Origin of the sequence: Flavobacterium sp. ARAG 55.4 (genome assembly GCF_051846875.1) — a bacterium.
GTDB classification, from domain to species: Bacteria; Bacteroidota; Bacteroidia; order Flavobacteriales; family Flavobacteriaceae; genus Flavobacterium; species Flavobacterium plantiphilum.
Genome location: NZ_JBPYCT010000006.1, coordinates 113,269 through 129,326, shown reverse-complemented (window position 1 = coordinate 129,326; position 16,058 = coordinate 113,269). Strand labels below are relative to the sequence as shown.

10 protein-coding genes are annotated in these 16,058 nt (G+C 35.0%); 3 read left to right on the top strand and 7 right to left on the bottom strand.

Annotated elements, in window-relative coordinates; all coding sequences use genetic code 11:
- The first annotated feature begins 599 nt into the window (after positions 1–599).
- Positions 600–1,622, top strand: a complete 1,023-nt coding sequence (locus ACSV4D_RS08855) for a PfkB family carbohydrate kinase (protein ID WP_439227963.1) — start codon at positions 600–602, stop codon at positions 1,620–1,622.
- A gap of 11 nt (positions 1,623–1,633) precedes the next feature.
- Positions 1,634–2,302: a bifunctional 4-hydroxy-2-oxoglutarate aldolase/2-dehydro-3-deoxy-phosphogluconate aldolase gene (locus tag ACSV4D_RS08850; RefSeq protein ID WP_439227961.1), complete on the top strand. Its 669-nt coding sequence runs from the start codon at positions 1,634–1,636 to the stop codon at positions 2,300–2,302.
- A 566-nt stretch (positions 2,303–2,868) separates the two neighbouring features.
- On the opposite strand, the gene ACSV4D_RS08845 is transcribed toward ACSV4D_RS08850, so the two are convergent.
- Positions 2,869–4,383, bottom strand: coding sequence for a sulfatase family protein (locus tag ACSV4D_RS08845; protein WP_439227959.1), 1,515 nt, complete (start codon positions 4,381–4,383; stop codon positions 2,869–2,871).
- A gap of 388 nt (positions 4,384–4,771) precedes the next feature.
- Between ACSV4D_RS08845 and ACSV4D_RS08840 the strand changes: the two genes are divergently transcribed.
- Positions 4,772–4,897, top strand: a complete 126-nt coding sequence (locus tag ACSV4D_RS08840) for a transposase (RefSeq protein WP_439227957.1) — start codon at positions 4,772–4,774, stop codon at positions 4,895–4,897.
- 8 nt (positions 4,898–4,905) lie between these two features.
- On the opposite strand, the gene ACSV4D_RS08835 is transcribed toward ACSV4D_RS08840, so the two are convergent.
- The 6 genes from ACSV4D_RS08835 to ACSV4D_RS08810 form a co-directional block, all read right to left on the bottom strand.
- Entirely contained in the window at positions 4,906–7,107 is a 2,202-nt protein-coding gene (locus tag ACSV4D_RS08835; RefSeq protein WP_439227956.1) for a glycoside hydrolase family 3 C-terminal domain-containing protein, read from the bottom strand.
- Positions 7,108–7,194: 87 nt separating this feature from the next.
- A complete protein-coding gene (locus ACSV4D_RS08830) occupies positions 7,195–8,742 on the bottom strand; it encodes an alpha-L-fucosidase (RefSeq protein ID WP_439227955.1) in 1,548 nt (515 codons plus the stop codon).
- A gap of 117 nt (positions 8,743–8,859) precedes the next feature.
- The gene (locus ACSV4D_RS08825) at positions 8,860–10,488 is read right to left on the bottom strand and encodes an apiosidase-like domain-containing protein (protein WP_439227954.1); all 1,629 of its coding nucleotides are present in this window, start codon (positions 10,486–10,488) and stop codon (positions 8,860–8,862) included.
- Between the two features lie 10 nt (positions 10,489–10,498).
- Positions 10,499–12,181 (bottom strand): sulfatase family protein, encoded by a 1,683-nt coding sequence (locus ACSV4D_RS08820; protein ID WP_439227952.1) that lies wholly within the window; start codon positions 12,179–12,181, stop codon positions 10,499–10,501.
- A 384-nt stretch (positions 12,182–12,565) separates the two neighbouring features.
- Positions 12,566–14,182 (bottom strand): hypothetical protein, encoded by a 1,617-nt coding sequence (locus ACSV4D_RS08815; RefSeq protein ID WP_439227951.1) that lies wholly within the window; start codon positions 14,180–14,182, stop codon positions 12,566–12,568.
- A gap of 57 nt (positions 14,183–14,239) precedes the next feature.
- Positions 14,240–16,030, bottom strand: coding sequence for a RagB/SusD family nutrient uptake outer membrane protein (locus ACSV4D_RS08810; protein ID WP_439227950.1), 1,791 nt, complete (start codon positions 16,028–16,030; stop codon positions 14,240–14,242).
- Positions 16,031–16,058 lie beyond the last annotated feature (28 nt).

The window sequence follows — 16,058 nt, the reverse complement described above, 5'->3', positions numbered from 1 at the left end:
TAATGGTTTTGTTTAATTCTTTTTGAATATTTTTCATTTTGTAATTCTTATAATCGACTGGAGTCAACAAAATAATCTATCTTCATTTTTATTCCAGACTAATTGAATGTATAACACAATATCAAAAAATCACTAAAAATTGTCTCCATTATATTTTTATTGAAAATATAAATTGACTTTCTAAATTTACCTTATTTAAACACTCAACTTAAAATCTAAATAAATATAACAACTACTTGTTTTAATTATTGATTGTAAAATTACCCAATTCAATTTTTTAATAAAATCAGTCATGTTCATAAAACTATAACAAATGGTTTATTTACAATATGTATTATATTATGAATAGTGAACTCTATTTAAAAAAAACCATATTAAAAAAACAACACATTACACTCATAAACTTAAATTCATCCCCCTCCCCTCATTTATCAGTTTACTTTTAATACTAAAGTTTTTATTCTTACTTTTGCGCAAAGGATTGAATAGCTTGTTTTATATGTAACAGAAAAGCAACTTTCGATTTCATTTTACGTCTTCAAAAACATCTGAACGTACTCAAATGGACTAATATATTAATAAACTTCGATAACTTTAAAATGAAAAAAATAGTCACTTTTGGTGAAATTTTACTTCGTCTTTCGACAGAGAGACACTTGAGATTCTCACAGGCAGAATATTATAAAGCAACCTATGGCGGCGGAGAATTTAACGTTGCGGTTTCTCTTGCCAATTACGGTATAAATGCAGAATTTGTTACTCGTATTCCCAACAATGAAATAGGAATGTGCGCATTAAATGAAATGAGAAAACTCAATGTAGGATGTGATAATGTACAATTTGGCGGTGATCGTATAGGTATTTATTTTCTTGAAACCGGAACCAGTACCAGAGCCAGTAATGTAGTTTACGACAGAGCCAACAGCGGTCTGGCCAGTCTGCAGAAAGGAATGCTAAATTGGAAAGAAATTTTAAAAGATGCTACTTGGTTTCACTGGAGCGGCATTAATCCTGCACTTTCAGAAAATGCAGCAGAGGCTAGTATGGAAGCTGTAAAAACCGCACATGAAATGGGAATTACCATTTCGACCGATTTAAATTACAGATCTAAACTTTGGCAGTACGGTAAACAACCCAATGAAGTTATGCCTGAATTATTAAATTACAGTAACGTAATTCTTGGTGATATAGACACTGCTTACTTCATGTTGGGACTGGAATCTGTAGATCCGGATTACCAAAACTCAAATTCACTACCGTCATTGTACAACAAAATATATGAACTTTGTCCTAATCTTCAATACATGTCCACTACGCTGCGCTATTCTGTGAGTGCATCGCACCAACGAATCGGAGGTATTTTGTATGATGGCGAAACTGTTTTCAATGCTCATATTCAAGATGTAACTCCAGTTGTTGACCGTGTAGGTAGTGGAGATGCTTTTATGGGTGGCTTAATTTACGGACTGAATGAAAAACCATTAGACAAACAAAGAGCACTAAACTTTGCCGTTGCGGCTTGTTGTTTAAAACATACTATTGCAGGAGATTACAATTTGGTAACGAAAGAAGAAATTGAAAAATTAATTAATGGTGACTTTTCAGGAAAAGTAACACGATAACTAAACTAAATATGGCACAGTACACACGAATTGAAGTAGCACAGGCAATGAAAGACACTGGAATGATTCCCTTGTTTTTCAGCGATGATATTGAATTAAGTAAAAATATCCTAAAAGCCTGCTACGAGGGTGGAGCTAGACTATTGGAATTTACAGCACGTGGAGATTTTGCTCACGAAATTTTTGCCGAACTGACTAAATACGCTATTAAAGAACTTCCTGGAATGATAATGGGTGTGGGTTCTGTTACTGACGCATCGGCAGCCTCATTGTATATGCAGTTGGGAGCCAACTTTATTGTAACTCCGGTTTTAAGAGAAGACATAGCCATAGCTTGTAACAGACGTAAAGTATTATGGTCTCCAGGTTGCGGAACCTTGACAGAAATCACAAAAGCTGAAGAACTAGGTTGTGAAGTTATCAAACTATTCCCTGGTGATTTGTATGGACCTGAATTTATTAAAGGTATAAAAGGACCTCAACCATGGACATCGATTATGCCAACTGGTGGTGTAAACCCTAGCGAAGAAAATCTAAAAAGCTGGTTTAGTGCTGGTGTACATTGTGTAGGTATGGGGGCCCAATTAATCAGTAAAGAAATCATTGCGAACAAAGATTACGCTGGATTGACTGTAAAAGTAAAGGAAGTGTATACAATAATTGATAAACTAAAAGCATAGAATCTTAAAACTTATATATTAAAAAAACTCAATCGAGCTACCGTCTGGACACAAATATATTTTTAATTATACTTGAAAATAACTGCAGACTAGATATTTGAAAATTTAAAAGACAAATGATTTTTGAATAGATGTAATTCTATTCAAAAATCATTTGTTTGCTAATAGTGGGAAACCAAAAACTAAAAAAACATATAAATCGTCAGATTTGAAACGATATAAATATGGGCTATTGCTAGATTAGGAGGATGGAGAATTTATCTTTTTGAAAGAAAACCTGGCATCACAACCTTTTAGATTGGTCTTAAAAATTTTGTTACTCATATGTTTGAAAAAACCTCCGATTATAAAAATCGAAGCCTTGACTTTTCAACTTGAACACTTTTGGGGACAGTGTCCATGAAATTCTGTAAAGTGGTAACTTTCCCCATAAAAAGCGTCTATATTTTGTGTCTATAAAATCGTATTTCCTATTACTCCTATATGCATATTCTTGATCATCAATATCATTCATAATTAAAATATTGTTTGATTATGCTTTCTTTGTCGATTGTGCTTTACATTAGCTATATTTTAGTTTTTACACCTGTTTCTCTAATTCGATTATAGATTGCAAAAAGTTCGTCAACTTTGGTTTTGTATTTTGGTTCTTTGATTAAGTTGAAGTTTTCTTTTTCTTCTACGTTGTCTTTCAGATTAAACAACGCATAAGGAGTTCTCACCATATCTGTTTTGTCTTTTTTGTCAAATGAAATTACCAGTTTCCAACCATCTTGTGTAATTACAGCTTCCTTGGTAGTACCTGATTGCGAAATAATAAATGGATGTACTTGCGCTTTGCTTTTTCCTAATAAAATGGACAATAAATTAGCTGAATCAATCGCCTGACCTTCTGCAATTTTTTGGTTGGTAACCGCAGCCAAAGTCCCTAAAATATCTAACCCTACAATTGGAGTATTCGAAATGGTTTTGGCTTTGATTTGTCCAGGCCAGCTCACCATAAATGGCACACAGTGTCCGCCTTCATAAGGTTGGTTTTTTCCACCACGGTAAATGTCGCTTGATTTATGACCTGATGTGGCTGTTTCTTTAACTTGTAATCCACCATTGTCTGAGGTAAAAATGATAATGGTATTCTCATAAATCCCTTTTTTCTTTAAGCTAGCAATCAACATTTCCATTTGAACGTCCAGTTCTTTTATCATATCCATATGAGCTGATGGTGTTGAACCTGCTATTTTTTTACCGTTCAACATCTTAGATGGTGTATGTGGTAAATGAACTGCCAAAGCGCAATAGTACATGAAAAACGGGCTGTTTTTATCGCTTTTTTCGATAAAATCAACTGCTTTATTTACTAGAAGAGGTCCCATTTTATGTGGATCCCAAGCGGTATCGCCCAGACCTTCGTCTTTGTCCAGAGTAACCCCTATTTTACTCATGTTTTCTTGTGAAATGAATCCTATTTGAGAATTGCTTTCCAGTGGCATCCATTTTTCGTTTTCATAAATGGCATAAGGTACATCCTGAATACCCGCAGGGAACATCAGACTGTAATCAAAACCGTTTTGTTTAGGTCCGTTTCCTGCAATTTGCGTGATATCCACATTCATTTGGATTTTATCGCGGTTGCTTTTGTAAATTTTTCCCGGATTACCTTTCTCATAAAAGTCGGAACCAAAGCCCCATTTTCCAAAGAAAGCGGTGCTGTAACCGGCATTTTTCATCAATTTCCCTAAGGTCAGTTGATCAGGTTTTACAGGAGATTCCTGATAGGCACCCCAAACCCCCCAAGGCGCATAACTACGGTAACAGTTGTTTCCCGTCATAATAGCATAACGAGAAGGAGCACACAAGGCGGCTGGCGAGTGAGCATCGGTAAAAACCATTCCCTCTCGGGCTATTTGGTCTAAGGCCGGAGTTTCTAAAATGATTTTGTCAGAATGCATTTTTCGGTAATACGAAATGTCTCCTGTTCCTATGTCATCTGCCAAAACGACAATAACGTTGGGTTGTTTTTGTGAGGTTGCATGAAGCGAAAGGGCTAGCGCCAGGGTAAGTAAAATTGTTTTTTGAATCATTATAAAATATATTTTAACAGTAACAAATATCTTGTGACTTTGTGTAGAGTAAAATTATACATTCATAATTCCTTACCTAGAAAGCCATGTTTATAATACTACAACATATGATTTATTTTGAAGAAAAACCTATGATAATCAATTATAATAAAAGTAAAAGGAATGCCATTTATTGATTTTAACAAAAGTTTTATATTGTTAAAAATATGTTGACACGGTTTGTTTAGTATTTGTGATCAGATGCAGCAGATTTATTTCATTTCTCCAAAATATTACATCGTGTTTCAAAAAAGTACTATGTTCTTCTGTTAAAACCGTTTGTTCCATGAGCTTGGACATGCTAACTTAGCCATCACAGAAAGTTAAGAAATAATCTTAATTTTAACCTATGAAACAAGTCCGCAAAATTTATGACAAAGCTTTTAAAGAGAAAGCTGTCCAATTGAGTTATGACAGAACTAACATATCAGAACTCGCCAGAGAATTAGGTGTTACAGCCCCACAATTGTATTGAAACATCAGTTATAATTTAAAGTTAATTTTAGTATAATTAGTAGCTCCTAAGTCCAAACTTCTTTGTGAAGGAAGTGAACTTCCCAAATATAGGGTATAAACTCCTTTTCTTGGTACAGATTTCCCGTCTTTATTTATTTGATTGAAGCTAGCTTTGTTTAAATCAAATGTCAGTTGTTTGGTTTCTCCAGCCTTAAGTAGTTCTCTTTTGAACGACTTTAAATCGTAAATAGGGTCTTCTTTTCCTGCTAATGGCGAGCTAATATACAGTTGGATTACTTCTTCCGAATCTGTTTTTCCAGTATTTGTAATATCTACAGTAACGGAATAATCTTTGTTTAATTTTAGATTTTTATATTCGAAAGTCGTATAGCTTAATCCAAAACCAAAGGGATACAACGGCTCTTGAGTCATGTATTTGTAAGTACGACCAGCCATATTATAATCATCAAAAGCAGGCAGTTGACTTTCAGATTTCGGAAAAGTAATAGGCAGTTTTCCCGAAGGAGCTACATCGCCAAAAAGGATATCGGCAACCGCATTCCCTCCTTCTTCGCCCGGATACCATACAAATAAAATAGCATCGGCAATTTCGTGAATCTCAGGAATGGCAATAGGACTTCCTCCTGTTAAAACGAGTACTAATGGTTTCTTGCTTCCTTTTTTTAATTTCTTTAAATAATCAATTTGGTTTTGTGGCAAACTCAAAGTTTTTTTATCGCCTTTGTCATCTGAAGCAATGGCTTCACCTTCTTCACCCTCTAATAATCCTGAAATCCCCATAACTGCTATACAAACATCGGCACTTTTAGCCTCACCTGTAGACCAATCAATTGGATTATTGTTTTTCGTAAAAGGCAAAACTCCCGATTTGTAGTTGATACTGGTTCCAGCACTTACTTTGCCCACAATACCATCCAAAATGGTTTGGGTACTGCTCGTTACACCATAGTAATTCCCTAACAATACCTCTTCGCTGGATGCATTGGGCCCTACTACATAAACTGTTCTAGTGTCTTTTTTAATGGGAAGCACATTATTGCTGTTCTTTAATAAAACAATAGATTTTTGAGCTGCTTCACGGGCGAGTTTTCTATGGGCTTCTGAATCTACTACTGTAGCTTTTATGTTGTCATAAGGATTCATTCCTATAGGATCAAACATCCCTAATTTGAAACGGGTGGCTAAACTTTCTTTTAAGCGAATGTCAATCAGTTCTTGGGTAATCAAACCTTGATTTAAAGCGTTTTTTAGCACTTTGTACACATTGCCACAGTTGATATTGGTGCCGTTAATTAGCGCTAAGGCCGCAGATTCTTCGGGTGTTTTAGTAATTTTATGGAATCGGTGAAAATCTTCAATAGCACCACAATCGGAAACAATATACCCTTTGAAACCCCAATCTTTTCTCAGAATTTCTTGTAATAAATACGGACTTCCAGAGCAAGCCTCACCTAAGGTGCGGTTGTATGCGCCCATCACTCCTTCAACCTTAGCTTCCTGAACCAAGGCTTTAAAAGCAGGTAAATAGGTTTCGAATAAATCTTTTTTGGAAACTACGGCATTGAATTCATGTCTGAATTCTTCCGGTCCTGAATGTACGGCATAATGTTTGGCACAGGCAGCCGCTTTCATGTATTTGGGGTCATTGCCTTGTAAGCCTTTGACAAAAGCAACTCCAATACGGCTTGTTAAATACGGGTCCTCACCATAAGTTTCTTGACCACGTCCCCAGCGTGGGTCTCTAAAAATATTAACGTTAGGTGACCAAAAAGTCAAACCGGCATAACGACTACGGTTGTCAATTTTTATGGCTTCATTATATTTGGCACGAGCTTCATCTGATATAGCATTAGCCACACGTTGTATTAATTCATCATCAAATGTAGCTCCCAAGCCAATGGCCTGCGGAAAAACAGTCGCTCTACCGTTTCTGGCAACTCCGTGTAAAGCTTCATTCCACCAGTTGTACTCGGGAATTCCCAATCTTGGAATCGCGGGGCAAACATCCAGCATTTGTGAAACTTTTTCTTCCAGTGTCATGGCATTTACTAGGGCGTCAATGCGTTCTGAGTAAGAGAGTGTTGTGTTTTCCCATTTGAATTTTTTAACGGTCTGTTTTTCAGTTTTTGATTGGGCAAAAAGACAATTTGCAGTCAGTATTGTCGTGAATAATAACACTTTTGATAAGGAGGTTGAATTATTTTTCATGGTTAATGTGATAATAGTATATGGTTTTAACAAAGAAAGCACATTTATAAAAAATGTGCTTCCATATGAATTAAAAATTCCGAATGTTTAAAGTGTAATTGCAATGGTATAAGCAAAATCACCTGGTTTCACTTTTGGCATTTTTACTTCTAATCCTTTGTCGGTTTGATTCCATTGAATTTTTTCCTTGCTTCCTAAAACACTTATTTTTTTGATTTTTAAATCTTTTGCATAAGCGTTGTTTTTAGCTAATGTTTCGATATTTACTTTGCCATCTGCTGGCCAATCAAGAACAATAGCATATAATTTATTTCCGTTTTGAGTGAAACGAATATCTTTTGATGATAATCCTTTATTGTTTCCTTCTGAGTGGTGTCCTTTTTTAACTTCTGTAGGTCCTTCTCCAAAAGTTTTCCAGTAATGCGTATCATAAACAGCTTCGCCATTCATATCCAACCAACCACCTATTTGTAGTAAAATATCTTTTTGGTCTTGCGGAATGGTTCCATCAGATTTAGGCCCCACATTCAATAACAAACAACCATTTTTACTGATAATATCTACTAAATCATCAACGATTTCATTGGCTGTTTTTGATTGCCAGTTCGATACATAACTCCAAGAATTTTTACCAATAGAAGTATCTGTTTGCCAAGGCAATTTTCTAATACCAGGTAGTTTTCCTCTTTCTAGGTCATAGATTACTGTTCCTTCTGGGAAAGCTTCATGACTGAAGTTTTTGTCTTGTAAGACTACTTCTTTACCCCACTCGATTCCTTTGTTGTAATAGTAAGCAGCCAACTTAGGTCTTTGGTCTGCAAAGTCAGGAATGTCAAGCATGAAATCAAACCATAAAATGTCTGGTTGGTACACATCAATAATTTCTTTAGTGCGTCTCCACCATAAATCTTTAAATTCTGCTGAAGTCGGCTCGTTGATGTCTTTTCCTTTTTTAGAATATAAATCAGAGAACTGAGGGTCAGTAGTATCAAATTTATCTTTCTTGTTGTAATAAGACCAGTTGAAAGCAAAGTGAGAAGAACATCCCATAATCATTCCTTTTTCTCTACCGGCTTTGAAGAGTTCTCCTAAGACATCTCTTTTAGGCCCCATATTAACGGCATTCCATCTGGTAACAGTTGATTTGTACATAGCAAAACCGTCGTGGTGTTCTGCTACAGGAATTACATATTTAGCCCCAGATTTTTTGAATAAGTCAATCCATTCGTTAGCATTGAATTTTTCTCCTTTAAACATTGGAATAAAGTCTTTGTAACCGAATTTTTTTAAATCACCGTATTTTTCAACATGGTGTAAGTACTCTTTTGAAGGGCCTTTAGTTTCTGGTTTTAATTGAGCCGTAAATTTAATAGAGTCCATATACATATTACGAGGGTACCATTCTGAACCATATTCAGGCACTGAATATGCCCCCCAGTGGATAAAGATTCCAAATTTAGTTTTATTGAACCAAGCAGGATCTTTGTAATTCGCTTTTATGGATTCCCAATTGGCTTCAAACTTAGTTTTCTTTGATGTAAGCATTGACGTCTTAGCACTATTTTGTGATTTACATGACAAAAATAAGAGCGAAAATACAAACGGAATCAATACCTTTGATTTCTTCAATTTCATTTTTTAATACTTATTAAGTGAGGTGTTATTTTACATTACAAAAGTCACTAGAACTATTTTTTTAGAGCGCTACGTATGTCTAAAATGGTATCTTAAATGATTAAATTCTAGTTTTCATTAAGTTTTTTTAACAATTAATCGTGAAATAAGAATAGAATCGGCTTTATTTGCCCAAGGGGATATAAATTTCCCAGAATCTTTAATTTCCTTTTCGGGGGTTAATTCTCCAGTGATGGTGTTGAACCATTGCATTGTTCTCCCCTCTTCTTTTAATTTCAAAAACCAAGCGTCTAAACCGTAATTTTCTTTATTCAAATAGATTAAAATGGTCTCGTCTGAGTCGGTGAGATTGTATCCACTTCCGTTTTTCCAGGGTGACGGTTTCATTTTTGAAAAATCAAATAGCGTAAATAATTTTTGCATGTGTTTGAAATATTCAAACTTTGGCTTGATAAAATCAGCAGCTTGTTCATATGGATTGTAGATGATGGCGTTCCATGAAGCTCCTTGCCAGTAATAAGTGGTATACACTCCTGCGAATAGGCACATATAGTTTCTGCGCAAGCAATGTTCAGCATTTACGTAATCGCCAGTGAATACCACATATGGAGATTCTTCATAACCTCCGTGCTCGATATTAAAAACCGGCTTTTTAAATTTGCTTTTAGCTTCCAACATTTTATTGTAAATGTTGTCTGACCAATCCTGAGTAGAGATGAAATCTACGTTGTCAGGATATTTTGAACAAAATTTAAAATCATGAACTGATAATAGTCGATTGAATTTGTCTGCTTTTCGAGCTCTTTCTATGCGGTCATTAATGTATTTTTCATCTGCTCTACCGTAAAACAAAGCTTCTTTTGAAATATCCCAAACAATATTTGGAAAAGCTTGATAACGTTTTACTACATAATCAAAATACATATTGTCAGCATCTGTATTCATGTCAGGCCAGGCAACTAGTTTATTCCACACATAAATCATCAGATGCGAGGCAATCCGTTTGTCATGCATTAAACTAATGGTGCGGTCTAATTTTTTGAAAAATTCGGGATTTAATGCACTGAAATCTGGCTTTTTATTGTTGCCTAAGAAAGGAAAAATATCTTGTGGCGCTCCAAATTCGTGTTCTGGATGTTCCTTTAATTTCGGGTCTTTTTTCCAGTTTACATCATAGGAAAACACATTCATTACAACTTGATTAAAGCCATTTTCCTTGATTAAGCTTAAAAGATGATCCGATTTAGGTAATCCCTTTTCGTTGTGATAGTCTAAGGCATACAGCCAGTCACATTCAAAAGCTAATAAAAAATAAGGCGTGCCGTCTTCATAGAAAAAATTTTGAGGTTTTTCTTTGGTAACAACAATTGCTCCGTGATTATCGGCCTTGTTTTTTGTGATAACTACTTTTCCTTTTTTGTTTTCTAATACTTTGTCGTCTCCAAAAGTCACATATGTCCATTCTCCTTCAATAGAGCCGGAAAAACGGATAATCCATTCGTTGTTTCCATTGTAGAAACCCGGAACTTCTTGAATTGTTCCGTTTTTATGTTGAAAAATGGCACCAAACCTTGCTGTAAAAGGCGATTTGAAATTGGTTTTCGCAGGAATGCTGATGTCTATTACTTCCCATTTTGGTACAGTAAAAGTTTTATTAGAGCCATATTTTTCATGTGTTATCTGACTGTTTATTTTGAAAGAAAATAACAGTAAGCTAAAGACTGTAATCTTAAAAAGTGACTTCATAGCGTTTTAGTTAGTCGTTCCAGTGTGCGTCAATTACTTTTTGAATATGCGGGAATTTAGTTCCGTCTTCTTCGTTTAGTTCTTTTCTTTTTGCGATAAGCTGTTTTTTCAAATCGGCAATAATGTTTTTGTAGGCAGGATCATTGTAAGCGTTGTTCATTTCCTGAGGGTCTTTGGTCAAATCATAAAACTCCCAAGCGGCAGGTGTGTCAAACGTAAAACGGTTACCCCAGCTTTTTTTGTTCCATTCGGCTTTTGGATCTTTGGTGTCCACCCAGTATTTTCCATAGAAAAAGATGAGTTTGTATTTTTTTGTTCTGATTCCAAAATGAGCTGGATTGGCATGGGCATGTGCCATGTGCATCCAATATCTGTAGTAGGTAGATTGTTGCCAGCCTTTTGGTTCTTTTCCTGTTTCTAGGATTTTTTTGAAACTGTGTCCCTGCATTTGTTTTGGTGCTTTTCCTCCCGCTAACTCAAGAATAGTTGGAGCAAAGTCGGTATTATTAATAATGGCATCAGTACGAAGACCGGCTTTGATTTTTTCAGGAAAACGAACGAAAAATGGCATGCGCATCGATTCTTCATACATCCATCTTTTGTCGATATAATCGTGTTCTCCGAGCATAAATCCTTGGTCGCCTGTATAAATGATGATGGTGTTCTCATATAAGCCTTCTTTTTTTAAGAAAGCAATCAAACGGGCTACATTATCATCTACACCTTTTACGCAACGCAAATAACGTTTTAAATATTCTTGATAAGTAGCATGCGTATATTCTCTATCTGACATGTCGTCACGAATTTTTTTAGCTGGATCAAAGTCTGGGTCAGAATGTTGTACGGATTTTTTATCCCATAGCATTATGCCTTGATTTCTAATTGTGTTTCTTTTAGAGACAGACGAACCAATCTCATGAATCAAAGCATCATTAACCCCTCTTGTAGCAATAGAACCGTTATTCTTATTGTCGTATAAGCTTTCAGGCTCAGGGATTTCAGTGTTTTCTAAATAATCTTTGTAACGTGGCGCATATTCAAAATTGTCATGCGGCGCTTTGAATTGATGAAACAAGACAAAAGGTTTCTTGGTATCCCTTTTATTTTTTAACCAATTGATAGAGATGTCTGTAATGATGTCAGAACAATATCCTTTGTATTGTTTTCCTTCATATTTTGGGTCTTCTTGTTGTGCAAAATGCATTCCTGTTTCAGTAAGAAAAGGGTCGAAATACGATCCTTGCTGGCCATGTTGCGTATACACGTTATAGTAATCAAAATTAGGTTGGTCATGCAAATGCCATTTACCAACCATAGCGGTTTGATATCCCAATTTTTTTAACTCTATAGGTAGGTATTGTCTGTCCATTGGTAAAACCCCTTCTAGGTCAAGTACGCCGTTAGCTTGGCTGTGTTGTCCTGTAAGGATCGCTGCTCTACTAGGAGTGCAAATAGAATTATTAACAAAACAGTTGTCGAAAATAATCCCTTCCTTGGCAATTTTATCTAAGGTAGGTGTAGGATTCAATTTAGCCAATCGACTGCCATAAATACCAAAAGCCTGCGAAGTATGATCGTCAGACATGATGTAAATAATATTGGGTTTTTGAAGCTTTTTGTTGCTTTTTTGTGCAACTAAACTTGTAGATGCAATCAGCGCAAGGGTAAAAGTAGTTATTGCTTTAAGATTCATTATATTGTTATTTATTTAATAGAATAAAATTCGGCTTTAATAACGAGAAGGAATATCACAAATGGTTTTATTAGGGAAACAAAAGGATTTCTATCGAAAAAGAAGGCCAATTGAACTGCCTGTAATTTAAAATCCACGCAAAGTTTTTTATTTTTTTTACAAGTTTAGCTTGTATGTAAACCGTTTTCCTTTTTTAACATGAACACAAAGACTTAAGTTAACAAACTTATAAAAAAGAAACATATACATATTGTAAATGAGCTATGTATTGATGGATTTCTAAGTTTATGATTTAAAGTATTCATTAATTTTTAGGATAGTGTCACAAATAAAAAGAGCTCGATAGGTATATCGAACTCTTTTCTGTAATTATAAAATTAGACTTTATGGTCGTACTTCTTTTTCAACCATATAAAAATCATCAACATATATAGTCACATTTGTTGTCTTTGTACTATTCGAAATTATTCTAAACCACATTTGAGTAATTAATGTTGTTCCCGTGTAGTCTTTTTCAAAAGTAAGCCATTTCCCAGATTCTACAGGAGGACGAACCGTATTAAAATATTGCGGACTATAATTTGAAGCAAATGTCCAACCAGTTTGAGTTGGAGCCTCGACTCCTGTCGCACCATTTTCAATAAAAACTTTATATCTTATTGTATATACTTTTGCTGCATCAATTGTTACAGCTGCAGGTAATTTTACAGTAGTTTCAGCTTTTGCTTGTCCAGTCGAAAGACTTAGTTTTAAACTAGCTGCTCCAGTAGCAAATCTATCAGTTGACACTATAACAGTTCCATCACTAGAGGCTGTTTTTGTCCAAAGCGCACCTCCATTTTCAAATCCTGAAATGGACGAATCACCTAAAAGATTTACATCATGCATTACTACTGGCTTATCTGTAAACGGTTGTAGTATTCTATCATCAGTTGACTTTAAGGTTGTCCCATTATATGAAACAGTGATTACATCAGGACGGTAAATTTTTTCTGTTAATTTAAGATCCAAGATGGTTTGATCCGTACTATTTAAAGTTACTGATGCAATGGCAAATGTTGTTCCGTTAACTTTTACCGAAAAATTAGCCTTAGCATCAGTAAATGATGCAAACTCACCGGCAAAAGGGACTTGAATTGTTTCGTTCGCCTGCTCTTTAATAGTCCCTGATTGAACAAAAGGTTTAGAAGAAGGGATCACTTTAATAGGACGATTAATTACGACCGTTTTAGAAGCGCCAGGTACGTTTTGAGCACTACGCGTCACGTTAAGACTAGCTTTAAAAACACCTAGTTTTTTAAATATAATATCCGCTTCAGCACTCCCGCTTGAAGCTACCACATCAGTAGGTGACGAAGCAACTCCAACTTCTAATGCCTTTCTAATAGTCCAAGTACGACCGGTTGGCTCTCCTTGAGTTGTTAAGTCTGAAAAATGCAAAACATCACCCGCTTCTACATAAATAGTGTCTTTTATTTTTAAATCTAAAACAATATTATTTTGCTTTACTTCAAATTTAGGCGTAATAGTATCAAAGACTTTTACCATAAAAGTTGTGTCAATTACCCACCTGTTTTCAGCAATTTTCTTAGAACCCATAAAATAATTTTTTCCACCCGTATTTCCTCTAAAGGTTACAGAGTCTTTGAAAACATTATAAAGTCTTACCTTACTCATACCTGCTTTGTTAAATTGTAGGATAATCGTTTTTTCTTTTGTAAGTGTGTCTCCTTCATTGATAACCGTGTAAATGGTATCCTTTGCTTTTATAGGCCCTTGAAGAAAATTAACATCCTTTTCAATGTGCCAAGAATGCTCTATAGTTCCTTGTGATAAATCAGTAAAAGATGCATATTTGTTCAAGGCTACATTGAGCGTTTTGATTGTTCCAAAACTGTTATAAAAACCGACATCACTAAGCTCATTTGGAGCTTCGTAATCGGTTTGACATCCGAAGATACTTGATAGTACAAGTCCTATTACTATTAATTTATTTTTCATCTTTTATATTTTTTTAAATTCTAAGTCTATAATTTTAAACGCTAATCATATATTGAATTAATTCCCTACAATCTCGTATAATTTTGGATTGGTAATAATTTCACCATTAGGTAATGGAAAGTAACCATGTTTTGATTCATTATAATTAGCTGCAGCTTCTTGAAATTCATTCCAGCCAACATCAACCAATGGATCAGCTGGAGATACCTCAGTTACAATTGATGCCCACCTAGTAACATCATTACCCGTAATTTCGTCTTTTACATTAAAGTTTTGCGCATAATATCTTCTGGCTGCTAATTCTTTAAAACGGTCAGCTTTTACATTCCATCTTCTTAAATCCACATTTCTTTCACAACCGTACCCTTCCGCTGACAATTCCAAAGGATATTCTTTGAATCTTAAGTGCTTGGTTAATGATTCTTTATCATAAACTACATTATCGTGATCATTATTAGGATATTCTCCAGACCCATTTAAACCTAACAATTGTACCCCTGAACGTCTTCGTACTTTGTTAATTTGTACTAAGGCTTCATCAATTTGTCCCATTTCGATTAAACATTCAGCATATTGCAAATGGATACCACCTAATCTGATTAATCTTTCATTAACACCAGAGCGAACTTTACCAGGAGACAAAATGTTTTCTCCTCTTGTTATATCCCAATTAGTGTGCTTACGCCAAAACGCAGTCATTCTTACATTGAAGTTACATGCTTGTCCTGTTTCTGCTCTTAGATAATAAGGCATATCTACGTCATCTACAAGTGCTACAGACCAAGAAGTTCGTAAACTAAATTTTCTTAATCGCTGTTGACCCGAGGTTTTATCAGTAACAATATTTCTAGGGTCTTGTGTATCTAAAACTTCATTTCTGTACTCCTTAATAAGCCAATTAGCTACTACAGCACCAAAATAAGTTCCTGAAGCCCCTGTAAATTGCAATTGTAACCCACCTGTACTTGCAACATCTCTACTGTCATAATTATTGTAGTTATCCGTATATCCAGTAGCATATGAAATTTCAAGAATAGACTCATCATTTAACTCATCCAAAGTTGTAAAGTTACTTCCAATGTTTGGCATCAACTTATAACCGTAGTTTTCAATCACCCTTTTAAAATAGGGAGCTGCTTCTGTGAAATTATTTTCGTATAAATAAGTTTGACCAATTAAAGCTTCGGCAGCACCTGCAGTTACTCTACCTTTGTCTTTTCCACTCCAAGTCGGAGGTAAATTTTCAACAGCAAATTCTAAGTCTTCTAAAAAGAATTTCTTTACGTTTTCAGCTGTCTGCAAAGGTTTATAAAAGTCAGCTTCGACAACTGGTACATCTTCAAAAATTGGAAGTGAACCCGCGTTAAAGGAATGGTACAAATTGAAGTAATGAAAACCTCTAAAAAAGCGCGCTTGTGCTAATATTTTTTTAGCCAACTCAATATCAGTAGATGATGTTAAAGTAGGAATTATTCTTTCAGCAGCTATAATTACTTGATTGGCTCTAAAAATAGAGGTATAATTAGCAGCCCATTTATCATTAATAGGTTGTTCTGCATTAGTGAAAATTTGTAAGTAATAGGGATTGGTATTACTCGGTCTTTGATATCCATTAGCCCAAGCTAAATCAGTACGCGCCAATTCTTGAATAAGTGCATGATTTTTTGGGTTTGCAAAAGATTTGTAAACAGCATTTAATCCTGTTTGTAAGTCTTTAGTATCTTTCCAAAAACTATCTGTCGATATGTTGTTTGGATTCGTTTCGGTCAACCAGTCATTTTGACAACTAGTTACTGTTAGGACGAACGCCAAAGCTATCAAAAGTCTGGTATATATATGTTTTTTCATCTTTTTCATTTTTAAGTTGGGTTGTTTT